General features: G+C 67.9%; 25 protein-coding genes. 14 read left to right on the forward strand and 11 right to left on the reverse strand.

Annotated elements, in window-relative coordinates:
* Window position 1 precedes the first annotated feature (1 nt).
* Together glyA and rpiB are read right to left on the reverse strand one after the other, a co-directional pair.
* The gene (gene glyA / locus GGQ97_RS07435; protein WP_168068387.1) at window positions 2-1,309 is read right to left on the reverse strand and encodes a serine hydroxymethyltransferase; all 1,308 of its coding nucleotides are present in this window, start codon (window positions 1,307-1,309) and stop codon (window positions 2-4) included.
* A 3-nt stretch (window positions 1,310-1,312) separates the two neighbouring features.
* Window positions 1,313-1,753: a ribose 5-phosphate isomerase B gene (rpiB, locus tag GGQ97_RS07440; protein ID WP_168068389.1), complete on the reverse strand. Its 441-nt coding sequence runs from the start codon at window positions 1,751-1,753 to the stop codon at window positions 1,313-1,315.
* A 46-nt stretch (window positions 1,754-1,799) separates the two neighbouring features.
* Here rpiB and GGQ97_RS07445 point away from each other — a divergent pair, with 46 nt between their 5' ends.
* Entirely contained in the window at window positions 1,800-2,240 is a 441-nt protein-coding gene (locus GGQ97_RS07445; RefSeq protein ID WP_168068391.1) for a DUF3429 domain-containing protein, read from the forward strand.
* A gap of 3 nt (window positions 2,241-2,243) precedes the next feature.
* Here GGQ97_RS07445 and hemA read toward each other — a convergent pair whose 3' ends face one another.
* From hemA to GGQ97_RS07460, 3 genes are all read right to left on the reverse strand, one after another.
* Window positions 2,244-3,458, reverse strand: coding sequence for a 5-aminolevulinate synthase (gene hemA, locus GGQ97_RS07450; RefSeq protein WP_168068393.1), 1,215 nt, complete (start codon window positions 3,456-3,458; stop codon window positions 2,244-2,246).
* A 70-nt stretch (window positions 3,459-3,528) separates the two neighbouring features.
* Window positions 3,529-4,308, reverse strand: coding sequence for a glutamate racemase (gene murI, locus GGQ97_RS07455; RefSeq protein WP_168068395.1), 780 nt, complete (start codon window positions 4,306-4,308; stop codon window positions 3,529-3,531).
* A 67-nt stretch (window positions 4,309-4,375) separates the two neighbouring features.
* Window positions 4,376-5,098 (reverse strand): LuxR C-terminal-related transcriptional regulator, encoded by a 723-nt coding sequence (locus GGQ97_RS07460; RefSeq protein ID WP_168070826.1) that lies wholly within the window; start codon window positions 5,096-5,098, stop codon window positions 4,376-4,378.
* Between the two features lie 102 nt (window positions 5,099-5,200).
* Between GGQ97_RS07460 and plsY the strand changes: the two genes are divergently transcribed.
* From plsY to topA, 4 genes are all read left to right on the forward strand, one after another.
* Complete coding sequence (plsY, locus tag GGQ97_RS07465; RefSeq protein ID WP_168068397.1) at window positions 5,201-5,791, forward strand: glycerol-3-phosphate 1-O-acyltransferase PlsY; 591 nt, start codon at window positions 5,201-5,203, stop codon at window positions 5,789-5,791.
* Window positions 5,788-6,882 carry a DNA-processing protein DprA gene (gene dprA / locus GGQ97_RS07470; RefSeq protein ID WP_168068399.1) on the forward strand — a complete coding sequence of 365 codons (1,095 nt, stop codon included), beginning with the start codon at window positions 5,788-5,790 and terminating at the stop codon, window positions 6,880-6,882. Before plsY ends, dprA begins: the two co-directional genes overlap by 4 nt.
* Window positions 6,883-6,886: 4 nt before the next feature.
* Entirely contained in the window at window positions 6,887-7,411 is a 525-nt protein-coding gene (locus GGQ97_RS07475; protein WP_168068401.1) for a hypothetical protein, read from the forward strand.
* A gap of 64 nt (window positions 7,412-7,475) precedes the next feature.
* Window positions 7,476-9,959 carry a type I DNA topoisomerase gene (gene topA / locus GGQ97_RS07480; protein ID WP_168068403.1) on the forward strand — a complete coding sequence of 828 codons (2,484 nt, stop codon included), beginning with the start codon at window positions 7,476-7,478 and terminating at the stop codon, window positions 9,957-9,959.
* Here topA and GGQ97_RS07485 read toward each other — a convergent pair.
* Genes GGQ97_RS07485 through coaBC form a run of 3 tightly spaced genes read right to left on the reverse strand, consistent with a single transcriptional unit; the run spans window position 9,934 to window position 12,349 of the window.
* Complete coding sequence (locus GGQ97_RS07485; RefSeq protein ID WP_342448474.1) at window positions 9,934-10,695, reverse strand: HesA/MoeB/ThiF family protein; 762 nt, start codon at window positions 10,693-10,695, stop codon at window positions 9,934-9,936. The genes topA and GGQ97_RS07485 overlap by 26 nt on opposite strands.
* Window positions 10,695-11,132: a dUTP diphosphatase gene (gene dut / locus GGQ97_RS07490; RefSeq protein ID WP_168068407.1), complete on the reverse strand. Its 438-nt coding sequence runs from the start codon at window positions 11,130-11,132 to the stop codon at window positions 10,695-10,697. Before dut ends, GGQ97_RS07485 begins: the two co-directional genes overlap by 1 nt.
* Window positions 11,129-12,349: a bifunctional phosphopantothenoylcysteine decarboxylase/phosphopantothenate--cysteine ligase CoaBC gene (gene coaBC / locus GGQ97_RS07495; RefSeq protein WP_168068409.1), complete on the reverse strand. Its 1,221-nt coding sequence runs from the start codon at window positions 12,347-12,349 to the stop codon at window positions 11,129-11,131. The genes dut and coaBC overlap by 4 nt, the downstream gene beginning before the upstream one ends.
* A 108-nt stretch (window positions 12,350-12,457) precedes the next feature.
* Between coaBC and yghU the strand changes: the two genes are divergently transcribed.
* The 3 genes from yghU to GGQ97_RS07510 all read left to right on the forward strand — a co-directional run bounded on the left by yghU (window position 12,458) and on the right by GGQ97_RS07510 (window position 16,178).
* A complete protein-coding gene (gene yghU, locus GGQ97_RS07500; protein ID WP_168068411.1) occupies window positions 12,458-13,294 on the forward strand; it encodes a glutathione-dependent disulfide-bond oxidoreductase in 837 nt (278 codons plus the stop codon).
* Between the two features lie 69 nt (window positions 13,295-13,363).
* Window positions 13,364-15,721, forward strand: a complete 2,358-nt coding sequence (locus GGQ97_RS07505; protein ID WP_168068413.1) for a DUF305 domain-containing protein — start codon at window positions 13,364-13,366, stop codon at window positions 15,719-15,721.
* A 109-nt stretch (window positions 15,722-15,830) separates the two neighbouring features.
* Window positions 15,831-16,178: a hypothetical protein gene (locus GGQ97_RS07510; protein WP_168068414.1), complete on the forward strand. Its 348-nt coding sequence runs from the start codon at window positions 15,831-15,833 to the stop codon at window positions 16,176-16,178.
* 15 nt (window positions 16,179-16,193) lie between these two features.
* Here the strand turns inward: GGQ97_RS07510 and ubiB are convergent, their stop codons facing one another.
* Window positions 16,194-17,732 carry a 2-polyprenylphenol 6-hydroxylase gene (gene ubiB, locus GGQ97_RS07515; protein ID WP_168068415.1) on the reverse strand — a complete coding sequence of 513 codons (1,539 nt, stop codon included), beginning with the start codon at window positions 17,730-17,732 and terminating at the stop codon, window positions 16,194-16,196.
* Window positions 17,729-18,460 (reverse strand): class I SAM-dependent methyltransferase, encoded by a 732-nt coding sequence (locus GGQ97_RS07520; RefSeq protein ID WP_168068416.1) that lies wholly within the window; start codon window positions 18,458-18,460, stop codon window positions 17,729-17,731. The genes ubiB and GGQ97_RS07520 overlap by 4 nt, the downstream gene beginning before the upstream one ends.
* Window positions 18,461-18,558: 98 nt before the next feature.
* Between GGQ97_RS07520 and GGQ97_RS14710 the strand changes: the two genes are divergently transcribed.
* The 4 genes from GGQ97_RS14710 (at window position 18,559) to dnaA (ending at window position 21,776) form a co-directional block, all read left to right on the forward strand.
* Window positions 18,559-18,795, forward strand: coding sequence for an HTH-like domain-containing protein (locus GGQ97_RS14710; protein WP_168068417.1), 237 nt, complete (start codon window positions 18,559-18,561; stop codon window positions 18,793-18,795).
* Entirely contained in the window at window positions 18,796-19,602 is an 807-nt protein-coding gene (gene mutM / locus GGQ97_RS07530) for a bifunctional DNA-formamidopyrimidine glycosylase/DNA-(apurinic or apyrimidinic site) lyase (RefSeq protein WP_168068418.1), read from the forward strand.
* Window positions 19,603-19,712: 110 nt separating this feature from the next.
* A complete protein-coding gene (gene rpsT, locus GGQ97_RS07535) occupies window positions 19,713-19,976 on the forward strand; it encodes a 30S ribosomal protein S20 (protein WP_168068419.1) in 264 nt (87 codons plus the stop codon).
* A gap of 393 nt (window positions 19,977-20,369) precedes the next feature.
* Window positions 20,370-21,776: a chromosomal replication initiator protein DnaA gene (gene dnaA / locus GGQ97_RS07540; protein ID WP_168068420.1), complete on the forward strand. Its 1,407-nt coding sequence runs from the start codon at window positions 20,370-20,372 to the stop codon at window positions 21,774-21,776.
* A 9-nt stretch (window positions 21,777-21,785) separates the two neighbouring features.
* Here the strand turns inward: dnaA and GGQ97_RS07545 are convergent, their stop codons facing one another.
* On the reverse strand, window positions 21,786-22,952 hold the full coding sequence (locus GGQ97_RS07545) for a glycosyltransferase family 4 protein (protein WP_168068421.1): 1,167 nt from the start codon (window positions 22,950-22,952) through the stop codon (window positions 21,786-21,788).
* On the opposite strand from GGQ97_RS07545, the gene GGQ97_RS07550 reads away from it, so the two are divergent.
* Together GGQ97_RS07550 and GGQ97_RS07555 are read left to right on the forward strand one after the other, a co-directional pair.
* Window positions 22,951-23,568 (forward strand): DNA-deoxyinosine glycosylase, encoded by a 618-nt coding sequence (locus GGQ97_RS07550; RefSeq protein ID WP_245197908.1) that lies wholly within the window; start codon window positions 22,951-22,953, stop codon window positions 23,566-23,568. The two genes, GGQ97_RS07545 and GGQ97_RS07550, sit on opposite strands and share 2 nt — an antisense overlap.
* Window positions 23,569-23,599: 31 nt before the next feature.
* The gene (locus tag GGQ97_RS07555) at window positions 23,600-23,890 is read left to right on the forward strand and encodes a hypothetical protein (protein ID WP_168068423.1); all 291 of its coding nucleotides are present in this window, start codon (window positions 23,600-23,602) and stop codon (window positions 23,888-23,890) included.
* Window positions 23,891-23,922 lie beyond the last annotated feature (32 nt).

A 23,922-nucleotide genomic window follows, 5' to 3' on the forward strand; every position in this document is an offset into this window, starting at 1 on the left:
CTCAGCCCTGGTAGATCGGGAAACGCGCGCACAGGGCGCGGACTCGGCCGTTCACTTCACGCTCGACCGCGCCATTGCCCTCCGCGCCATTGGCCTTGAGACCGTCGAGCACATCGGCGACCATGTCGGCGACTTCGCGGAACTCGGCCTCGCCAAAGCCGCGGGTGGTGCCGGCGGGCGAGCCGACGCGGATGCCGCTGGTCTTCATCGGGGGCAGCGGATCGAAGGGGATGCCGTTCTTGTTGCAGGTGATCCCGGCACGCTCCAGCGCTTCGTCGGCGTCCTTGCCGGTGATCCCGAGCGGGCGGAGGTCGACCAGCGCGAGGTGGGTGTCGGTGCCGCCAGCGACGAGGTCGGCGCCGCGTTCCTTGAGGCGGCCGGCGAGCGCGCGGGCGTTGGCGACCACCGCCTTGGCGTAGGTCTTGAAGTCGGGCTGGAGCGCTTCGCCGAAGGCCACCGCCTTGGCGGCGATGACGTGCATCAGCGGGCCGCCCTGGAGGCCGGGGAAGACCGCCGAGTTGATCTTCTTCGCAATCGCCTCGTCGTCGGTCATCACCATCCCGCCGCGCGGGCCCCGCAGGGTCTTGTGGGTGGTGGTGGTGACGACATGGGCGTGGCCGAAGGGCGAGGGATGCTCGCCCGCGGCGACCAGTCCGGCGAAGTGGGCCATGTCGACCATCAGATAGGCCCCGACCTTGTCGGCGATCGCGCGGAAGCGGGCGAAGTCGAGGATTCGCGGGTAGGCCGAGCCGCCGGCGATGATGAGCTTCGGCTTATGCTCGAGGGCAAGGCGCTCGACCTCGTCGAAGTCGACCAGATGGTCGTCCTCGCGGACGCCATATTGGATGGCATTGAACCACTTGCCCGACTGCGCCGGCGGAGCGCCGTGGGTGAGGTGCCCGCCGGCCGCAAGGCTCATGCCGAGGATGGTGTCGCCGGGCTGGAGCAGGGCGAGGAACACCGCGCCATTGGCCTGCGCGCCGGAATGCGGCTGGACGTTGGTGAAGCCGCAACCGAACAGCTGCTTGGCGCGGTCGATGGCGAGTTGCTCGACCGCGTCGGAGGGGTGACAACCCTGGTAATAGCGGCGGCCGGGATAGCCTTCGGCATATTTGTTGGTGAACACCGAGCCCTGCGCCTCGAGGACCGCGCGGCTGACGATGTTCTCCGACGCGATCAGCTCGATCTGGGTCTGCTCGCGGGTCAGTTCGTCGCCCACCGCGGCGGCGACCGCGGGATCGGCGTCGGCGAGGTGGCGGGTGAAGAAGCCCTGCGGCTGGACGTCGTTCAAATTGGCTGCGGTGGCCATGATCTAGTCTCCGGTGGTCGCGGATAGGAGGTCGACGCGGGCCTGGTGGCGCCCGCCGGCAAAAGATGTGTCGAGGAAGGCGGTGACGCAGGCCTTGGCGAGGTCGATGCCAGTCAGCCGAGCACCGAGCGCAAGGACGTTGGCGTCGTTATGTTCGCGGGCGAGAGCCGCCGACAGCGGTTCGTTGACCAGCGCGCAGCGGCAGGCCGGGTTGCGGTTGACCGCGATGGAGATGCCGATGCCCGAGCCGCAGACCGCGATGCCGCGGGTCGCCTTTCCGGCGGCGATCGTGTCGGCCAGCAGCTTGCCGAAGCGAGGATAGTCGACGCTGTCGGGACCGTTGGTGCCGAGGTCGAGCACCTCATGCCCGACCTCGCCCAGCCAGTCGCGGAGCTGATCCTTGAGGGCGAATCCGGCATGGTCGGCGGCGAGCGCGATGATCATGAGGCCATCTAGCGGAGCGTCTCGCGAAATGCCACCGTGCGTCGCCATGACGACCAAGGTTCCGCTTCCCGCCCTGCTGCTCGGTTTCGCCGGGCTGATCCCACCCGTGGGCCTGACCGCGGTCGCGCTGCTCGACCTCGGCCTGTTCGCGCCGTCGACGCCCGGGTTCGTGCTGACCTACGCGGCGGTGATCCTGAGCTTCCTCGGGGGCAGCTGGTGGGGCTTCGTCAGCCGGCAGGAGCAGCCGGGCTGGGTCCTGCTGGGGATTGCGGTCCTGCCTGCACTGGCGGGATGGGCGGCGATCTTCTCGTTCCAGCCGCCCGCAGCCCTGTTCGCCCTGGCGGCCGCGCTGGTGGCGACATTGGCGGTCGATGCGCTGCTGGTGCGGCGGAGGTTGGCGCCGGGGTGGTGGATGAAGCTCAGGGTGCCGCTGAGCCTGCTGCTGGCGCTGTGCTGCGCGTTGAGCGGATGGGTACTCGTACGCTAGGCGTCAGGCCGCCTGGCGCATCTCCAGCCGGTCCCAGATCTCGACCAGAGCGCCGGTCAGTTCATCCTGCATGTCGGCGGTGTGGGTTGGGCCGGGGGTGAAGCGCAGCCGCTCGGTCCCGCGCGGAACGGTGGGATAGTTGATCGGCTGGACGTAGAAACCGTATTCGGCGAGCAGGATGTCGCTGATCCGCTTGGCCTTGACCGGGCAGCCGACTGCAAGCGGCACGATGTGGGTCGTGCTTTCCATCACCGGCAGGCCAGCATCGGCGAACTTGCGCTTGAGCAGGGCGGCGGAGGCCTGCTGGCCCTCGCGCTCTTCGGCCGAGGCCTTGAGGTGCCGCACGCTCGCCAGAGCACCGGCGACCAGGACGGGCGACAGGCTGGTGGTGAAGATGAAGCCGGGAGCATAGCTGCGGATGCAGTCGACGATATTCTTGTCGGCCGCGATGTAGCCGCCCATCACGCCGAACGCCTTGCCCAGCGTGCCTTCGATGATGGTGACCCGGTCGGCGACCTCATCGCGCTCCGAGATGCCGCCGCCGCGTGCGCCATACATGCCGACGGCGTGTACTTCGTCGAGATAGGTCAGCGCGCCGTAGCGATCGGCGAGATCGCAGATGGCCGCGATCGGCGCGATGTCGCCGTCCATCGAATAAACGCTTTCGAACGCGATCAGCTTGGGCGTGGCAGGATCCTCGGCCTCGAGCAATTCCTCGAGGTGGGCGAGGTCGTTGTGGCGGAAGATTTTCTTCTCGCAGCCCGAGCTCTTGATCCCGGCGATCATCGACGCGTGGTTGAGTTCGTCAGAGAAGATGACGCAGCCGGGCAGCAACTTGCCGAGAGTCGACAGCGCGGCCTCGTTCGAGACGTAGCCGCTGGTGAACAGCAGTGCTGCTTCCTTGCCGTGGAGATCGGCGAGTTCGGCCTCGAGGTCGACATGGTAGTGCGTGTTGCCGCCGATGTTGCGGGTACCGCCCGAACCTGCGCCGACGTCATGCAGCGCGCGTTCCATCGCTTCGACCACGGCCGGGTGCTGGCCCATGCCGAGATAGTCGTTCGAGCACCATACGGTGATCGGCTTGGGACCGTTGTGGCCCGCAAAGCAGCGCGCATTGGGGTACGACCCCTTGTTACGCAGGATGTCGATGAAGACGCGGTAGCGCCCTTCGTCATGCAGCCGGTCGATCGCGGCCTGAAAGATGGATTGGTAATCCAAGATGTCCCTCGTGCTCGCGCGAGCCAATACAAAGTCTTTGGGCACAAGGCCAATGCGAACGACTCGCAAATCAGACGTGCCGAATATCGTCCAGATTGTACCGTTGGAGGGCCCGCGCCAATTGGGCATTCGGTCCACCCCCCGTAAACACCGCGGTGCCGGGCGAGGGCTGAACCGGCCATTGCTGACCGGCGGTGAGGTGGGCGATGCGCCGCGCGATTCCGGGGCCGCCGTCGACTTGCGCGACCCCGGGAAAGGCCACGGCCAGTTCCTCGGCAAGCAGCGGGAAGTGGGTGCAGGCGAGCACCACCACATCCATGCCGTGGCCGGTCAACGGGGAGACGGCTGCGGTAACGGCGGCCGGGTCGATCGGCTCGCCCGCGAGCTTGGCCTCGGCAAGCGCGACCAGTTCGGCCGAGCCGTGGCGGAGAACCGTGCAGTCGGCGGCGAAGCGGGCGGCGAGGTCGTCGACATAGGGCTGGCGCACGGTGGCTTCGGTCCCGAGCACGCCGATGACCCGGGTCCGGCTCCGCTCGGCGGCAGGCTTGATCGCGGGGACGGTGCCGACCACCGGGATGTCGAGCGCGGCGCGGACAAAGGGAAGCGCGATGGTCGAGGCGGTGTTGCAGGCGATCACCGCGAGCCGGGGACGGAACCGCTCGGTCAGGCGACCGAGCAGGGCGGGAACCCGGGCGGCGATCTCCGCCTCGGAACGGGTGCCGTAGGGAAAGGCAGCGCTGTCGGCGACGTAGACGATCGGGGCGTTGGGCAGCAGCGCCTTGGTCGGTCCGAGGACGCTGAGGCCTCCGACGCCGGAATCGAAGAACAGCAGGGGGGCGGCGGCATCCACCGTTTGCCTTTGCGGGCAGGGCGACGGCGAGGCAAGCCGGGAGGCCACGTCGCCGTCGCGGCTGGGGTCAGGCCCGCGGGCGGGTCAGCTTCGCCATGCCGTCGCGGAATTCGGTTTCCGACACGCGGCCATCGCCGTTGGCGTCGAAGTCGGCGAGGCGGGTGGCGGTCGCCGTCGGCGTGGGCGCGCTTTCCCCCTTGGCGATCATCGTGCGGGAGACCTGGAACCGACCCGCGGCCAGTTCCTCGCCGGCGATGAAGCCGTCGGCATTCTTGTCGAGCTTGCCGAACACCCCGCCTAGCGCGGTCGCGAGGTCGGTGGAGGTGCCGTCCTTGCGGTTCACCACGACCACCTTCTGGTTGGCGGCGGCGGGCTGGGGGGCGGACTGGGTGCCGAGGGCGAGGGCGGCGAAAACGAAAAGGCTCATGATGCTTGCTCCGGTAAGGATCCGGCTCGTCCGCCGCTGCCACCATGGAAGCGGCGTCGAGCCTGCCTCGTCATCGCTTTGCTCCCGGGGCGCGCCTACCTCCGGCGGCTGGGATACGGTCGGGCCGTAGCCTCCGGCCGAGGCGAGGAGCCGTGCGGCTTCGAGCGAGGTCGTGACCCCGAGCTTGGCCCGGGCCGACTTGAGGCGCTTCTCCACCGCATGGTGAGTGATGCCGAGGTCGAGCGCGATTTCCTTGGCGGTGGCATGGCCAAGCCAGCGGTCGAGGCATTCGCGTTCCTTGGGCGTCAGCCGCCCGACCGCGGCGTCGAGGCTGTCGGAAGGGGTGGTCCGCTGGAGCATCATGCCCCGCACCCTAGCCGGGCAAAGACGGGCGACAAACTGCGGTCGGCTGGTACTTTCGCCTTGCGGTTGCGCTGGGCGGGCGGGCTGCTAGGCTTTGCCGCAATGTCTTCCGGACTGCTTCTCGCCCTCGCGCTCGGCTATCTGCTGGGGTCGATCCCGTTCGGGCTGATCCTCACCCGCCTGTTTGGGAAGGGCGATATCCGCGACATCGGGTCGGGCAACATCGGCGCGACCAACGTGCTTCGCACCGGGTCCAAGGGGCTGGCCGCGGCGACGCTGATCCTGGATGCGCTGAAGGGCACGGCAGCGGTGCTGATCGCCGAGCATTTGTGGCCGGGCGCCGGGCGGATCGCCGCCGGCGCGGCGCTGGTCGGCCATCTCTATCCGGTGTGGCTGCGGTTCAAGGGCGGCAAGGGGGTCGCCACCCTGCTTGGCATCCTGATCGGCCTCGCCTGGCCGATCGCCGCCATCTACGCCGCGGTTTGGATCGGCCTGCTGCTGGTGCTTCGGATCAGCTCGGTCGCGGGAATGGCGGCGGCGGTGAGCGCGCCGGTTGCGGCGGCGCTGCTGGGGCGCGGCGAACTGGTGACCATGCTGGCGGCGTTCGCGCTGCTGGTGGTGTGGCAGCACCGCGCCAACCTTGCCCGCCTGCGTGCCGGGACCGAGCCGAGGGTCGGACGGCGAAAGGCTTGAGCGAGGCGGACCTTCTCGCCCGGATCCGGCTGATCCGCAGCCAGAGCATCGGTCCGGTCACCTTTCGCCAGTTGCTTGCCCGCTTCGGCAGCGCGGAGGCGGCGTTGACCGCGGTGCCCGACCTGGCGCGGCGCGGCGGCGGCCGAATTCCGGCGCTGTGTACGCCGGAGCAGGCAGAGCGCGAGCGGGCGCGTGTAGAGGCGCTCGGCGGGCGCTACCTCAGCCTAGGGCAAGGGCTGTATCCCGCGCTGCTGGCCGAAAGCGACAATGCGCCGCCGTTGCTGACCGCGATCGGCGACCTGTCGCTGCTGGAGCGACCCAGCGTTGCGATGGTCGGTGCCCGCAATGCCAGCGCCGCCGCCTGCCGCTTCGCGCGCGGGCTTGCGCACGATCTCGGCCGCGAAGGGGTCGTCGTGGTGTCCGGGCTGGCGCGCGGGATCGATTCCGCGGCGCATGAAGGCGGACTTGCGACGGGCACGATCGGGGTCATCGCCGGCGGGCTCGACATCTTCTATCCGCCCGAGAACGAGCGGCTCCAGCGCGAGATGGCGGACAAGGGGCTGGTGCTGGCCGAGATGCCACCGGGCACCGAGCCCCGGGCGCGGCACTTCCCCTACCGCAACCGGATCATCGCCGGCCTGTGTCCCGCGACCCTAGTGGTGGAAGCGGCGCCGCGGTCGGGTTCGCTGATCACCGCGCGGCTGGCGGCGGAGATGGGCCGCGAGGTGCTGGCGGTACCGGGGAGCCCGCTCGATCCCCGGGCGCAGGGATGCAACGGACTGATCCGCGACGGCGCGACCTTGGTGCAGAATGCCGCCGAAGTGATTGAAGCGCTGAGGCCGGGGCTGGGCGGGGTGCGCTCCGGCCGTGACCTGTTCTCCCATGCGTCCGCGGCGCCGGACAGTGTCGAGCCGGACAGCGCGGACAGGGCGCGGGTGGAGGAACTGCTCGGCCCGTCGCCGGCGCCGGTGGACGAGATCGTGCGTTTGTCGGGACTGGAGCCCGGCGCCGTCCAGCTTGTGCTGCTTGAGCTCGACCTCGCCGGAAGGCTCGACCGGCACGCGGGCGGAAAGGTGAGCGTGCGGTGTTGAAGCGTTGATCCCCGAAGAGAGGATCGGCATCGGCCTGACCCTGGTCGCGGTCGCGTTGGGGCTGGGCGGAGCCTATCTCTACCAGCGTTTCTGGGTGCTCTCCTTTGTTCCGGTCCTGCTGTTGATCATCGTCGTCATCGGGTTCGCGATCGGCAAGTCGATCGACGCGATCAAGGAGCGCGAGCTTCCGGCCCGCCTTCGCTGGCGAAAGGCGGTGGCGGTCCCGCTGATGGTCGGCGGCTTCTGGACGCTGGATGCGCTGACGGGGCTGACCAGCCGTGCGAGCGCGCTTGGCTATCTCCTGGCGAACCAGGACGCGATGATCGCTGCCCAGCGCGACGCCGGTCCGGGCCTAGCCGCCTCCATCCCCTATCTGCAAGGCGTTCCCGACGGCGGGATCAGGATCATCCGCCATGCGGGCGGCGATCCGGCGGACTTGAGCCAGGCCGAGCATCTGCGGCTGACCGGCGAGCGCATCCAGGGCTGCAGGCGGATCGGTCGGCGTGATTGGACATGCAGCTACGACTGACTGCTTGACGGGCTGCCATCAGGCTCTCCACCCTCGTGCGTATACGTGAGGGAGTTTGGGTTCAGTGAAGCTCGTCGTTGTAGAATCGCCGGCCAAGGCCAAGACCATCGAAAAGTATCTCGGGCCGGGCCACAAGGTCCTGGCGAGCTATGGTCACGTCCGCGACCTGCCGCCCAAGGACGGTTCGGTGAATCCGGACGAGGACTTCGCGATGGACTGGGAGGTCTATGGCGACAAGGCCAAGCAGGTGAAGGCGATCGCCGATGCCGCCAAGGCGTCCGACACGCTGATCCTGGCGACCGACCCCGACCGCGAGGGCGAGGCGATCAGCTGGCACGTCCGCGAGCTGCTGGCGAAGAAGAAGGCGTTGCCCAAGGACGTTCGGCGGGTGACCTTCAACGCGATCACCAAGTCGGCGGTGCTGGAGGCGATGGCCGCCCCGCGCGAGCTCGATAACGACCTGATCGACGCCTACCGGGCGCGGCGGGCGCTGGATTATCTGGTCGGCTTCACCCTCTCTCCGATCCTGTGGCGCAAGCTTCCCGGCGCCAAGAGCGCGGGCCGCGTGCAGTCGGTCGCGCTGCGCCTGATCGTCGACCGCGAGGCGGAAATCGAACGCTTCCGGGCGCAGGAATATTGGACCGTGTCGGCGCGTTTCGCGGCGACCGGGCAGGAGTTCACGGCCCGCCTGGTCGATCTCGACGGCAAGAAGATCGACAAGCTGACGCTGGGCGACAAGGGCTCGGCGACCGACGCCAAAAAGGCGGTCGAGGCCGGGCATTTCGCGGTCGCCAGCGTCGAAACCAAGCCTTTCACCCGCAACCCGCCGCCGCCTTTCACTACTTCGACCCTGCAGCAGGAAGCGGCGCGCAAGCTCGGCTTTTCGGCCAGCCACACGATGCGGGTGGCGCAGCAGCTGTATGAGGACGGGCTGATCACCTACATGCGGACCGACGGCGTGCAGATGGCGGGCGAGGCGATCAGTGCCGCGCGCAAGGCCGTTTCCGACCGCTTCGGCTCGCAGCATCTGCCGGACAAACCGCGGCAGTACAGCAGCAAGGCCAAGAATGCGCAGGAAGCGCACGAAGCGATCCGGCCGACCGATTTCAGCCGTGAGAAGGCGGCGAGCGGCGACCATGGCCGCCTGTACGAGCTGGTGCTCAACCGCGCGCTGGCGAGCCAGATGGCTGCGGCGCGGCTGGAACGGACGGTCGTCGAGCTGGCGAGCGACCGGGCCCGGCTGCGTGCGACCGGGCAGGTGACGCTCTTCCCGGGCTTCCTCGCCCTGTACGAGGAAGGCCGTGACGAAAAGGCCGAAGACGAGGACGCCGCCAAGATGCCGCACCTCGCCAAGGGCGATCGTCCCGACAAGCTGGGCGTCGACGCGGTGCAGAGCTTCACCCAGCCGCCGCCGCGCTTTTCGGAAGCGAGCCTAGTCAAGCGGTTGGAGGAGCTCGGCATCGGCCGGCCCTCGACCTATGCCGCGACGCTTCAGACGCTGAAGGACCGCGAATATGTCCGGCTGGAGAAGAACCGCTTCATCCCCGAGGAGAGCGGCCGGCTGGTGACGGCGTTCCTTGAGCGCTTCTTCGAGAAATATGTCAGCTACGATTACACCGCCGAGCTCGAGGAAGAGCTGGACGACGTGTCCGGCGGGCGGATGGGGTGGATCAAGCTGCTCGAGGAGTTCTGGCGGGACTTCAAGCCCAAGGCTGGCGAAGTCATGGAGCAGAAGCCGTCGGAAGTAACGGCGGCGCTCGACGAGTTCCTGTCGCCGTGGCTGTTCCCCGACAAGGGCGACGGAACCGACCCGCGGCTGTGCCCGGCGTGCGGCACCGGGCGGCTGGCGCTTCGCGGCGGCAAGTTCGGCGCGTTCGTCGCCTGCTCCAATTATCCCGAGTGCAAGTTCACGCGGAAGTTCGGGCAGGGCGGCGACGCCGCGACCGCGAGCAGCGAGCCGGCGGACCTTGGCGAGGGCATCATGCTCAAGACCGGTCGCTTCGGGCCCTATGTCGAGCAGGGCGAGAAGCGGGCGTCGATCCCGAAGGACGTGACGATCGACCTCGACTGGGCGAAGCAGCTGCTGAGCCTGCCGCGCGAGATCGGGGCGCACCCCGAGACGGGCGAGACGATCACCGCGTCGATCGGGCGCTACGGGCCTTACCTGCAGCACCAGGGGAAATATGCCCGCCTGACCAGCACCGCCGAGGTGTTCGAGACGGGCATGAACGCGGCGGTATCGAAGCTTGCGGATGCGGCGAGCGGGGCGGGGCGTGGCCGCGGTGCGGCGCGGGAGCCGCTTGCGGTGCTTGGCGCCCATCCCGAGAGCGCCAAGGAACTGAAGGTGATGGAAGGGCGGTTCGGGCCCTACGTCACCGACGGGACGACCCATGCGACGTTGCCCAAGTCGGCCGATCCCAAGGCGGTAACGCTGGACGAGGCGGTGGCCCTGATCGATGCCAAGGCGGCCAAGGGTCCGGCCAAGGGCAAGAAAAAGGCCCCGGCCAAGAAGAAGGCAGCGCCTAAGAAGGCGGCGGCGAAGAAGTAGCCCCGCACGCCCGGCAGCCCGGGTCCGCGACGATGCGGATCGGGCGCTGGGTGAGGCCAAGTCCGTCGATCAGGTGCACCGTGCCGGTCTTCACGTCGCCTGCTTGCGCGAGGAAGCGGAGGGCGAGGAGGGTGGCGAGATTGCCGGCAAGACCGGTCAGCGCGCCGGTGACGCCAAGCTCGGCGCAATTGTCGCAATCGTCGGCGTCGAAGGCATCGCCGACGAAGCAGCGGTAGCAGGGGCGGCCGGTGAACAGGCCGACCTGTCCCTGCCACTGCGCGGCGGCGGCGCTGAGAAGGGGGAGGCCGGATGCCACGCAAGCGTCGCTCACCGTCAGCCGGGTCGCAAAATTGTCGGTGCCATCGATGACGAGGTCGTGGCCGGAAAGGATGGCGGCGGCATTGTCGCCGGTGATCGCCTGCTCGACCCCGGCGACTTCCACGAAGGGATTGAGGCGGCGGACGAACTGGGCGGCGAGTGCGGCCTTGGGCTCGCCCGCGTCGCGTGAGCGGTAGATCGGCTGGCGGTGGAGGTTGGAGAGGTCCGCCGTATCGGGGTCGATGATGTTGAGGCGGCCGACGCCTGCCCCGGCGAGCGCCGGAATGACCGCCGCGCCGATGCCACCGGCACCAACCACCGCGACTTTCGCGGTTTTCAAGCGCTGCTGGCCCGGGCCCCCGAGGTGGGGGAGCACGATCTGGCGGGCGTAGCGGGTGAGTTCTTCGTCGGAGAGCATCAACGTCCGGTGCTACCGAACCCGCCGTCGCCGCGAACGGTTTCGTCGAGTTCGTCGACCTCCTCCCATTCGGCTTGCGTGACTGCTGCGGGGACGAGCTGAGCGATGCGCTCGCCGCGGCGGACCGGGAAGGGCTCGGTCCCGTGGTTGATCATGATGACCTTCAATTCGCCGCGATAATCGGCGTCGATGGTGCCGGGTGTGTTGGGGACGGTGATGCCGTGCTTGAGCGCGAGGCCCGAGCGGGGGCGGACCTGCACCTCATAGCCTTCGGGAATCGCGATGCGCAGGCCGGTGGCGACCGCGTGGCGCTGGCCCGGCTGGAGGTCGAAGTCTTCCGCCGACACCACGTCCATGCCGGCGGCGTGGGCGGTGGCGTAGGCGGGCAGGGGCAGCCCTTCCCCGTGGGGGAGGCGGGTAATCTGAATACGGATCATGAGAGGTCCTGGGCGATGCGGGCGAGGAGTGTACGGGCGAGGGCTTCCTTGGAGCCGGCGCCCAGATCCTCGGTGCCGTCGGCGGTGAGGAGATGGAGGTGGTTCGACGCGCCGCCCATGACGTCGCCGGACACGTCGTTGGCGACGATCCAGTCGGCGTTCTTTGCGGTGCGCTTGGCGGCGGCGTTGGCGAGGAGGTCGTCGGTCTCGGCCGCGAAGCCGACCAGCAGGCGCGGTCGGTCGGGATGGTGCCCGAGGGTCGCGAGGATGTCCGGGTTGGGGGCGAACCGCAGGTCGGGTGGACCGGCGGATTTCTTGAGCTTGGTCGGGCTGGCCTCGACCTTCCAGTCGGCGACGGCGGCGACCAGGATCGCGGCGTCGGCGGGCAGCGCGCCTGTCACGGCGGCGAGCATCTGGTCGGCGGTCTCGACGTCGATGCGGGCGACCCCGGGCGGGGTGGCGAGCGCAACCGGGCCGGCAACGAGGGTTACCCGGGCACCCAGCGCGGCGGCGGCGGCGGCAATGGCAAAGCCCTGTTTGCCCGAGGAGCGATTGGCGATCACGCGGACGGGGTCGATTGGTTCGTGGGTGGGGCCGGCGGTGACGAGGATGTGCTTGCCGGTGAGGCTTGCAGCCGGGGCGGCGACGTCGACCGCTGCGATTTCTGCCTGCACCGGCTGAGCTGGTGCATCTGTGAGGAGGCTGAGCGCCGCGAGGATCTGAGGCGGCTCGGGCAGGCGGCCGGGGCCGTACTCGCCGCAGGCCATGGCGCCTTCGGTAGGGTCGATCACCGTGACGCCGCGCGAACGAAGGGTGGCGACATTGGCCTGCGTCGCCTCGTGCAGCCACATCCGAACATTCATCGCGGGGGCGGCAAAGACCGGCTTGTCGGTGGCGAGCAGGAGGGTGGTCGCAAGGTCGTCGGCGATGCCGGCCGCCATCTTGGCGAGGAGGTCGGCGGTAGCCGGGCAGACCAGCACGAGGTCGGCGGCGCGGCTCAATTGGATGTGGCCCATCTCCGCCTCGTCCTTGAGGTCCCACAACGAGGTGTAGACCGGGCTTTCGGCCAAGGCGGCAAGGGTCATGGGCGTGACGAAATGCGCGCCGCCGCCGGTCAGGACCGGGGTCACCTCGTGGCCGTGGCGACGGGCGAGGCGGATCAGCTCCGCGGCCTTGAACGCGGCGATGCCGCCGCCGACGATGAGGAGGATGCGCATGGACGAGGCTGCTTAGCCGCTGGGCAGGCGCGGGCACAAGGAGGTGCCCTCTTGGAATGCCGCCCGCCGCACCCAGATACCCGCCGAACCGACAGGAGCTTGCCCGCGATGACCGACTATGTGCCGCCCAAGGTGTGGACCCCCAAGCCCGCGGAGGGGCGTTTCGCGGCGATCAACCGGCCCGTGGCCGGCGCGACCCACGACAAGGAGCTGCCGGTCGGCGAGCATCCCTTGCAGCTCTACAGCCTCGGCACCCCCAACGGGCAGAAGGTGACCATCCTGCTCGAGGAACTGCTTGCGGCGGGTCACAGCGGCGCGGAGTATGATGCGTGGCGGATCGACATCATGGAGGGCAACCAGTTCTCCAGCGGGTTCGTCGACATCAATCCCAACAGCAAGATCCCGGCGCTGGTCGACCGCAGCGGGCCCGAGCCGGTGCGGGTGTTCGAGAGCGGCGCGATCATGCTCTACCTGGCCGAAAAGTTCGGCGCGCTGCTCGGGACCAGCCGGGCGGAGACGCTGAGCTGGCTGTTCTGGCAGATGGGATCGGCACCGCTGCTGGGCGGCGGGTTCGGCCATTTCTTTGCTTATGCGCCGGTGAAGATCGAATATGCGATCGACCGCTACACGATGGAGGTGAAGCGGCAGCTGTCGGTGCTCGACCAGCGGCTGGCGCAAAGCGAATATGTGGCCGGCGGCGAGTACAGCATCGCCGACATCGCCATCTGGCCATGGTATGGATCGGTCGTGCGCGGACGCATCTACGAGGGTGCGGACGTATTCGTGGGGGCCGGGGAATATAACCACGTGAGGCGCTGGGCCGAACAGATCTGGGAGCGCCGGGCGGTCAGGCGCGGGTGGAGCGTCAACCGCACCTACGGGCCGGAGAACGAGCAGCTGGCCGAGCGCCACTCGGCTGCCGATCTGGACGCGCTGGGGCTCTGAAAACGATCGCTTGGCAAGGGCGAAAGGGACGCTAGGCTCCTCTCCACGTTCCGAGGAGAGCCCCGTCCCATGAAGTCTTCCATCTTCGCCCTTGCCGCTTTGCTGTCGTCTACCGCCTTTGCGCAGGGCGCGCCGATCGTGCAGCCGGGAGCCCCGGGGCAGGCCAGCCGAGTGATCGACGCGACCACCGCCAGCCGGATCGCCGACACCAGCTTTTCCGCCTTCGATGTGCGCTACCTGCAGGACATGATCCCGCACCACCAGCAGGCGACCGTGATGACCGCCCTGGTCGCGGGGCGGACCAACCGGCCCGAGATTCTGCAGATGGCCAAGCGGATCGACGCCACCCAGGCCGATGAGATGGCGTGGATGAAGAAGTGGCTGTCCGATCGCGGGCAGGCGAGTGCGAGCCCGCACGCCGCGCACATGATGATGGACGCCGCTCACATGACCCACATGGGCATGGCGACCCCGGCGCAGCTGGCGGAGATGCGAGCGGCCAAGGGCATCGCGTTCGAGCGGTTGTTCCTGACCCGCATGATCAGCCACCACGCCGGCGCGGTGCGGATGACGCAGGAGCTGACCGGGCGCGGCGGCACGGCGGCCGATCCGGGGCTGAACGCCTTCGTGGTCGATCTGGTCAAGGAGCAGCAGGAAGAGATCAAGCGGATGACCGCCCTGCTCGGCACGGTGGCGGAGGATCCGCGCACCGCGCTGGGCGCCGGGACCGCCAAGGCCGGGCAGGCGATCCGGGGCATGGCGCTGGTCGCGAGCCTGCCCAAGCCGACCGGTTTCTTCGATCCCCGCAATCCGTACGACCTGCCGGCCGAAGCACTGGTCAAGAAGGGCGAGAAGGTGCCCGAGGGGGCCGGCCGCTCACCGCTGCTCAGCTTCGCCCAGACGGACATGGCGTTCCAGGGCGACATTCTGGCGACCGGCAACTACCATGGGTTCAACCTGTACCGCGTAAGCCCAACCGGCGGCGCGCCGAGCCTGGTAAGCTCGGTGATCTGCCCGGGCGGGCAGGGCGACCTTTCGATCGTCGGCAACCTGTTGATCATGTCGGTCGAGCAGAACCGCGGGCGGCTCGACTGCGGGCGGCAGGGCAACCAGGAATATGTCAGCGCCGAACGCTTCCGCGGAATCCGCATCTTCGACATCTCCAACCTCGCCGCGCCGCGCCAGGTGGGCGCGGTCCAGACCTGCCGTGGAAGCCACACCCACAGCGTGGTGTCGGGACCGGGTCGCGACGGCAAGATCATCGTCTACGTGTCCGGGACGGCCAATGTCCGGTCGGACAAGGAGGACGCCAGCTGCGTCGCCGATCCGGGCTCGATGAAGTCGGCGCTGTTCTCGATCGACGTGATCGAGATCCCGGTCGCCAATCCCGCGGCGTCTCGGATCGTCGACCGGCCGCGGGTGTTCGGCGATCCCGCCACCGGAAGCATCTCGGGCCTGTGGGCGGGCGGCGACCATGGCGACGGGACGCAGGACACCGCGCAGACCGACCAGTGCCACGACATCACCGTCTTCCCGAGCGCCAAGATCGCCGCCGGAGCCTGCTCGGGCAACGGCCTGCTGCTCGACATCAGCAATCCCGCCAAGCCCAAGCGGATCGACCAGGTGATCGACCCGACCTTCGCCTACTGGCACAGCGCGACCTTCAACAACGACGGCACCAAGGTGCTGTTCACCGATGAATGGGGCGGCGGCGGACGGCCGCGCTGCCTGGTCAGCGACCCGACCAACTGGGGCGCCAACGCCATCTACGACATCGAGGGCGGGCGCCTGCGGTTCCGCAATCACTACAAGCTGCCGGCCGCGCAGACCGCCCAGGAGAATTGCGTCGCGCACAATGGGTCGATCATCCCGGTCCCGGGCCGCGACCTGTTCGTCCAGGCCTGGTACCAGGGCGGTATCTCGATCAGCGATTTCACGGACTCGAGCCGGCCGAGCGAGATCGGCTATTTCGACCGCGGGCCGGTCTACAAGGACGAGCTGGTGATGGGCGGCTTCTGGTCGGCTTATTACTACAAGGGCCGGATCTACGGGACCGAGATCGCGCGCGGGCTGGACGTGCTGGCGCTGCAGCCGTCGCCACAACTGAGCCCCAACGAGATCGCCGCGGCAGCGCTTGCGGTCTATCCCGACAATCGCTTCAACCCGCAGCAGCAGGTGCCGGTAAGCTGGCCGGCGGTGCCGGTGGTGGCGCTTGCCTATGTCGACCAGCTTGAGCGGTCGGGCAGCATCGCCCCGGCGCAGATCGCGCAGCTTCGCGCGGCGCTGGCGCGGCCAAATGCGGGACAGCTGCGCGGGCTGGCGAACGGCCTCAGGGCCCCGGCCGACCCAATCGCGGCCAAGCGTGTGGCGGCGCTGAGGGACGTGCTCGGGCGGATGGGCAGCGGGTCGCGGGTGGCGGCTCGATAGGGTTGTGCAAGGATTAAGTCGGGCAGGAGCGGGGGTAACGCTCCTTCTCCTGCTCGGCAGCTGCACGCTCAGGTTCCCGCTCGACCTGGTTTTCCAGGACGGGCGCCTCATGATCACCACAGAGCGCGAGTGGCGCTGGTTCCTCATCCCACATCGTCCGTCGCTCTCAGTATGCGGGATCGAGGTGTGGGACTCAGAGGGCTGGCTCTGGAAGGTGAAGGAGATCGCGCCCGGGCCCGGCTGCATGCCGACGCCCTTCGCCTATGGTGAGAAGCTTGGCCGGTTGGACGTCGAGGTGCCGGCAAAGCCGCTCCGGCGGGGTCGCAGCTACAGCATCTACGTTGCCGGCGAGTTTAGGCTCGAGGTGAAGAGCTTTGCCGTCAACAGCGAGGGCAAGCTTCGCTGGTTGCCCGACGAGCAGATGAATCCGCCGCCTGACAGTACAGGTCCGCGCTAGAGCCTAACCCTGGCCCTAGATGAGCAAGTAGAGCGCCGCGGCGCCCGCACCGGCGCCGAGCAGCGCAACCAGCAGGTCGCGCCAAGCCGGTCGCGGAAACTGCTTCACGTCGACATTCACTTCCGGAAGCTCGGGCGGGGCGCCGCCGGGGGCAGGGAAGAAATGGTCGACGCGGTCGATCAGGTCGGGGAGCTTTTCGAGCGTCCGCTTCCACTTGATCAGGCGGTCGGCGAGCGCGGCTTCCGGGCCGAGCTCCGAGCGGATCCATTCGCGCAGGAAGGGCTCGGCCGATTCCCACATGTTGATGTCGGGATCGAGGAAGGTGGCGACGCCTTCTTCCATCACCATGGTCTTCTGCAGCAGCAGCAGGTGCGGCTGGGTCGGCATGTCGAAGTCGCGGGTGATCGAGAACAGGCCTTCGAGCATCCGCCCGACGCTGATGTCCTTGACCGGCAGGCCGCGGATCGGCTCGCCCACCGCCCGGAGCGCGGTCGCAAACTCCTCGGCATTGTGGTGCGGAGGCACGTATTGCGCCTCGAAATGGATGTCGGCGACGCGGCCATAGTCGCCGGTGATCAGGCCGTAGAGGATCTCGGCCAGCCAGCGGCGGGCGCGGCGGTCGATCCGGCCCATGATCCCGAAGTCGATTGCGGCAAGGCGGCCATCGGGTAGGGCGAACAGATTGCCCTGGTGAAGATCGGCATGGAAGAAGCCGTCGATCACCGCCTGGCGCAGGAAGGCTTTGACCAGGATGTTGGCGAGCGCGCGGGGGTCGTGACCGGCGTCGAGCAATTGGTCGCGCTTGGAGAGCTTGATCCCATCGAGCCATTCCAGCGTCAGCACCCGGCGGGCGGTGCGGCGCCAGTCGATCTCGGGGACGTAGAAGCCGCTTTCGGCGACCATGTTTTCCTTCAGCTCGGACGCTGAGGCGGCCTCGCGCTGCAGGTCGAGCTCGCGCCGGGTCCACTGGCGGAAGTGGGCGATGACGGTCTTCGGGCGGAGGCGGCGGATTTCGTCGCCGGCGTGCGCCTCGAGGTGGGCGGCGGCCCATTCGTAGGTCTCGAGCGCTTCGGCGAAGGTCTCCTCGATCCCGGGGCGAAGAACCTTGACCGCGACCACGCGGCCTTCGGTCGTCACTGCGCGGTGGACCTGCGCGATCGAGGCGGCGCCGACCGGGGTTTCGTCGAACTCTCTGAACAGGCTTTCGAGCGGCGCTTCGAGCGCTTGTTCGACCGCCTTGCGAATCAGGGGGAAGGGAGCTGGCGGGAGCGAGTCCTGCAGCGCGAAGAGGTTGTGCGCGGCCTCCTCGCCGACAAGGTCGGGGCGGGTCGCCAGCGCCTGGCCGAACTTGATCGCGGCGGGCCCGAGCTGCTGGAGCGCGGCGGCATAGTCGGGCGCGGCGGGCTGGCGGAGGCCGAAGCGGGCGAGGCGGACGATGCGGCGCGCGAACGGCGGGGTAAGGGGATCACGCTCCACCCCCTGCAGCGCGCCGTAGCGGGCGAGCGTGCGGCCCCAGCGCAGGATGCGCAGCAGGTGGGTAAGCGAAGAACTCAAGCCTTCCACCCCGACCAGATGCAGACCAGGCCGCCCATCAGGGTCTCGGTGCGGGTGCGGGTGAAGCCGGCCTCGCCGATCATCCGCTCGAAGTCGTAAGGCTTGGGAAAGCGCCGGATGCTTTCGACGAGATAGCGATAGCTCGCCTCGTCGCTGGCAACCGCCTTCCCGATGCGCGGGATCGCCTTGTCGGCCCATTGTTCGTAGAGCTCGCCAAAGCCGGGCCAGTCGCTGGTCGAGAATTCGAGCACGAACAGGCGGCCGCCGAACTTCAGCACGCGGTGCGCATCGCGCAGGGCCTTGGGGATGTCGGTGACGTTCCGGATGCCGAAGGCGATGGTGTAGGCATCGAAGCTGCGGTCGGCGAAGCTCAGCTCCTCGGCGTTCTGGACCGACCAGTTGAGACCCTCGATGCCCTTCTTGGCGGCGCGCTCCTCACCGACACCGAGCATGTCGGCGTTGATGTCGCTGACTGTCACCGCCGCGCCGCGCCTGGCCATGCGGAAGGCGATGTCGCCGGTGCCGCCCGCCATGTCGAGGATGTGCTCGTGCGGTTGCGGCTTCACCCGGCTGACGAAGCGGTCCTTCCACAAGCGGTGCATGCCGCCGCTCATCAGGTCGTTCATCACGTCGTAGCGGCGGGCGACCGACGAGAAAACCTCGCCGACCTTGCGGGTCTTTTCCTCGGGGCTGACGAGCTGGTCGCCGAAGTTCACGGTATCGGGCATGGTTGGCGCTCTAGCGGCTTCATCACGCCATTCCCATCCCAAATAATATTGCAATTTGCAAAAATATAAAATACTCAAAAAATGCTAGGAGAGCGAAGATGAAGAAAGAGATATTCGAGCGCATCAAGAGAGCAGTCGATCGAGCTCCACGAAATGGTTACGTGGCTGAGCTTCATTTGCAGTGCCTCAAGCATGCTCATGAATTCGAAGGGCTTTCGAACAGAGAGATTTGCGACGAACTTGGTTTGGCCAGCTCATGGGGAACTGAGATTGCAAAGATGAGGAAGATACTTGGCCGTCTTGAGGCCGCTGGCCTCGATGTCCACCTAATCTAAATGCCCGAGCTTCCCGAAGTCGAAACCACCGTGCGCGGCCTGGCGAAGGTGCTGGAGGGCCGCCGGCTGACCAGGGTCGAGGCCCGGCGTGCCGATTTGCGCCGCGCGTTTCCACAAGACCTTGGCCAGCGGTTGACGGGCGCGCGGGTGACGGGCCTCGGCCGGCGCGCCAAATACGGGCTGATCCACACCGACCGCGGGGACACCATGGTGTTCCACCTCGGCATGAGCGGACGGTGGCGGATCGATCCGGCAGCGGACGAGCCGCACGATCATCTGGCGATGGAAACCGACGACGGGCACCGGCTGGTCCTGAACGACCCGCGCCGGTTCGGCAGCGTCGACCTGGTGCCGACCGCGGAGCTGGAAGGGTGGGGGCCGTTCAAGGCGCTCGGGCCCGAGCCGTTCGACCTTTCCGCAGAGGAACTGAAGCGGCGGCTGGCCAGGCGGAGCGCGGCGATCAAGCTGATGCTGCTCGACCAGAACATCGTCGCGGGACTGGGTAACATCTATGTCTGCGAGGCGCTGTTCCGGGCCGGGATCAATCCCAGGCGGGCGGCGGGCAAGGTCAGCCTCGAGCGCTTGAAGCGGCTGGTGCCGGCGATCCACGCGGTGCTGGACGAAGCGATTCTGGCGGGCGGGTCGAGCCTGCGCGATTATGCCCGTCCCGACGGCGAGCTGGGCTATTTCAGCAAGAGCTTCTCGGTTTACGACCGGGAAGGGGAGCCCTGCCCATGCGGCGGAACGGTGAAGCGGTTCGCGCAGGGCGGGCGATCGACCTGGTATTGTCCGGCCTGCCAGCGCTAGTGAGTTGACCGTGCAGGGCGCTTCGGTTAGTGGAGCGCCCAATCGGTGCGTGCCGCCTGAGGCCGCGCCGCTTTTCTTTTTGTCAGCATCACTAGGGAACCGAGCCAGCCATGGCGAACACGCCGCAAGCCAAGAAGCGCATCCGCCGCAACACCCGCCGCGCCGAAATCAACGGCGCGCGCGTCAGCCGCATCCGGACCTTCATCAAGGCCGTCGAGTCGGCGCTGCTGGCGGGCGACAAGGGTGCGGCTTCGGAAGCGCTCAAGCAGGCCCAGCCGGAGCTGGCTCGCGGAGTCGCGCGCGGCGTGCTTCACAAGAACACCGCCTCGCGCAAGTTCTCGCGCCTGACGAAGCGGGTTTCGTCGCTGGGCTGAAACGCTTCAGCCTGATCCAAAACGGGAAGGCCGTCGGATGCAAATCCGGCGGCCTTTTTCGTTACGGCTAAAAAACTGTTTCGTTACTGCGATTCGCATGAGAGGCCAGTTAACAGGTGGTCGAGAAATGGCTGAAAACCAACGTTAATTGGCGCTCCCCTCACAAAGGCCTGTCAAGCGGCTTTATTTCACTTCGATGAAAAATTGCCGTTGTCAGACGCCCTCCCAATGCTCCAGAAAACTCCTCCGGCAGTGATTCCACTGGGGGGATCCACGCGAGGCAAAGGACAGGCGCGTCGACTGCGGTCGGCGTGATCAATCCCTCTTGCCTGTGGCGCGACACTGTTGGCGCGGATGATTGGGAGGCAGGGTCGAGTGAGCGGTTTCGGAGATATGGCACAGGGACGGGGTGGCAATGCGGAGCTGGCGGGTGCCAGCGACAGCTCGCCGCTCAGCGCCGCCTGGGCCGCGATCCGGACCGGTCTGCGTCGCGATTGCGGCGCGCGGACTTTCGACGGCTGGCTGAAGCCTGCCGAGCTGGGCGAGTTCGATCCCGAATCGGGCAGCCTCGAGCTGATCATGCCGAGCCAGTTCATGGCCGACTGGGTACGCAGCCACTTCGGTGAGCGACTCCAGCTTGCCTGGCGGACGACGCTTCCGGTGGTGCGCGACGTGCGGGTGGTCGCCTGCGAGGGCGGTCCTCGTCCTGCGCCTCTGCTGATCCTCGACGAGGAGCCGCTTCCGGCCGAGCGCAAGGCCGCCGCTGCGCCGCATCCGCGCCCGGCATTCGATCCGCGCTACAGCTTCGGCAGCTTCATCGTCGGCAAGGCCAATGAAGTCGCCGCAACCGCCGCCAAGACCCTGGCCGAAGCACCGACGGTCACTTTCAATCCGCTGTTCCTCCATGGCGGCACCGGGCGGGGCAAGACCCACCTGCTGCATGCGCTGGGCCAGCGCTTCCTCGAGCTCAATCCCTCCGCGCAGGTGGTGATGATGAGCGCCGAGAAGTTCATGGTCGAATTCGTCCGTGCGATTCGCGAGAATGACACCATCGGTTTCAAGCAGCGGCTGCGCAGCGCCGACCTGCTGCTGATCGACGACGTCCAGTTCATCGCCGGCAAGGAATCGACGCAGGAAGAATTCTTCCACACGATGAACGAGATCATCAACGCCGGTAAGCGGTTGGTGATCACGTCGGACCGGGCGCCGCAGGACCTGGACGGGATCGCGCCGCGCATCCTGTCGCGCCTGAGCTGGGGCCTGGTCGCGGACATCAATGCCGCCGACCTCGAGCTGCGCTACAACATCCTGCTGGCGAAGCTAGCGCTGCTGCCCGGCATCAGCATGGCCGACAATGTGGTCGATTTCCTCGCCCGCCGGCTGACCAACTCGATCCGCGAGCTGGAAGGCGCGCTCAATCGGATCGGCGCCTATGCGCTGATGACCGGGCGCGCGATCGACCTGGCGTTCGTCGAGGAAGTGCTGGCGAACGTGCTTCGCGCCAACCAGCGCCGGATCAGCATCGACGAGATCCAGACCCGCGTTGCCGACCATTATTGCATCCGCAAGGCGGAGATGGTGTCGGCCCGGCGCGCCCGGGAAGTCGCCCGTCCGCGGCAGGTGGCGATGTACCTGTCGAAGCAGCTGACGCCCAAGTCGCTTCCCGACATCGGCCGCCGCTTCGGTGGGCGCGACCATACGACGGTGATCCATGCCGTGAAGCAGATCGAGAAGCTGCGCGCGTCCGATCCCGATATCGATGCGGCGATCCGCCTGCTGACCCGCCAGCTGGAAGGCTGAGGCGCTCCCTTAACCCTGCATCCGGCTGAGCCGGTCGCGGCGTTCGATCGCCCGGGCGTAGGTCTTGAGCACTGCTGCGTTGATCACGTCCCAATCCTGCGTCTTGGCAAAGGCGAGGCCGGCGGCGCCGTGGCGTGCGCGAAGGGCCGGGTCGGCGGCGTAGGCAGCGACCGCGGCGGCCAGCGCGGGAATGTCGCCGGGCTCGGCCAGGGTGCCGGTTTCTCCGTCGCGCACCAGGTTCGTCGCACCGGTGGCGGCGGCGGCGACGACCGGCAGCGCGCAGGCCATGGCTTCCAGCGTAACATTGCCGAACGTCTCGGTGATCGAGGGATTGAGGAACAGGTCGCAGCTGGCGAGCGCGCGGGCGAGGTCGTCCTTTTCCTGGTGGCCGACGAAGACGCCGTTCGGAAGCGCCTTCTCGAACCACGGGCGGGCGGGGCCTTCGCCGATCACCAGCACGCGGTGGGGGACGTTGTTCGCGGTGAGCTCGTCATGGACGGCGGCGAACACGTCGAGGCCTTTTTCCATCACGATCCGGCCGAGGAAGCCGACCACCAGCTCGTCATCGCCGATGCCGAGGCTGCGACGCCATTCAAGGCTGCGCCGCTCGGGGTTGAACTGGGCGCGATCGACGCCGCGCGACCAGATCGAGATGTTGCGGTTCATCCGCTGCGCGCGGAGCACGGCGGCGGTGGATTCGGCCGGCACCAGCAGCGCGTCGCAGCGCAGGTACAGCCGGCGCAGCGCGGCGCGGACGGTCGGTTCGAGCAGTTCGAGATGATAATAAGCGAGATAGGTTTCGAACCGGGTGTGGACCGAGGCGACCGCCGGGATCTTGCGGGCGCGGGCCCAGCTGACTGCGCGGTGCGAGCTGATATCCGGGCTGGCGATGTGGACGATATTGGGCGCGAACGCCTCGAGGTCCTTGCGCACCGCGCGGGTGAGGCCGAGCGGAATGCGATATTCGGGCCGCCCCGGCGCCGCGATCGAGGGCAGCGAGACGAGGTCGCCGGTCGGCGGAAAGGCGGGTTCGGCCACCGTCGGCGAATAGGTGCGGACCTTGCAGCCTTGGCGCAGCAGATAGCCGACGAGGCGGTTCAGCGCCTGGTTGGCGCCGTCGCGAACGTAGTTGTAGTTGCCCGAGACAAGGGCGATGCGGAGGTCCTCGGGAGCCATGCAGCAGCCCTTAGCGGCGGCCGGGCGGTTTCGTCCAATCGCGGCTGCTGCGGGTCAGCAGAATCGCGAGCAGGCCGAGGATGGCGAGGTGGAAGGGCCGTGGCATGAGGGCGCTGCTAACATGATCGGAGCGCTGAAGCACGGCCTGCCTCCGGTAGTTCGGCCGGACGCCCGGCTGCTGATACTGGGCAGCCTGCCGGGAGAGGCGTCGCTGCGGGCGGCGCGTTATTATGCCCATCCCCGCAACCAATTCTGGCACCTGATGCAAGGCGTGGTGGGGGCTCCGCTCGACGCGCTTGATTATCATGAGCGGTTGGAAGAGCTGGGCACGCGGCGGATCGCCCTGTGGGACGTGGTCCATACCGCGCGGCGGAGCGGCAGCCTCGACGGGGCGATGCGGGAGATCGAGGCGCGCGACCTGGCGGGCTTCGTCGCCGGCCTGCCCGAGCTTAGGGCGGTGGCGTTCAACGGCGGGACCGCGGCGCGGCTTGGACGCAGGGCACTGGCCGGAACCACGCTTGCGCTGGTCGACCTGCCGTCGTCCAGCCCAGCCTACACCCTGCCGTTCGCCGAGAAGGCGAGGCGCTGGACCGCGCTCGGCGGCTTTCTCGATTGACCTTGCGGCGCCACTTTCCTCTAAGCGGACCATGGCAGAAGAAGTAGAGATCCCGCCGGAAGAGGAGCGCGGCGAGTTGTCGATGGTGGACGAGGCGCTGGTCGCCGGGACCATCGCCAACACCAACGGCCTGCTGGTGATCCTGGCCAAGCTGGTCGCCCGCGGGGTGTTCGACGAAAGCGACCTCAAGGCCTTCAGCGACAGCTATTCCAAGCCGCTCGACCATGAAGGCATGCGCGAGAACGAGCTGGTCAGCCAGATGCAGGACCAGATGGAGAGCACGCTGGCCGAGCTGATGCGGTTCATCGCCGAACGCGGCTAGGGCAATTGGTCCGGGTGACGGGGGCCGCACTC

The organism is Sphingomonas kaistensis (assembly GCF_011927725.1).
Classification (GTDB): Bacteria; Pseudomonadota; Alphaproteobacteria; order Sphingomonadales; family Sphingomonadaceae; genus Sphingomicrobium; species Sphingomicrobium kaistense.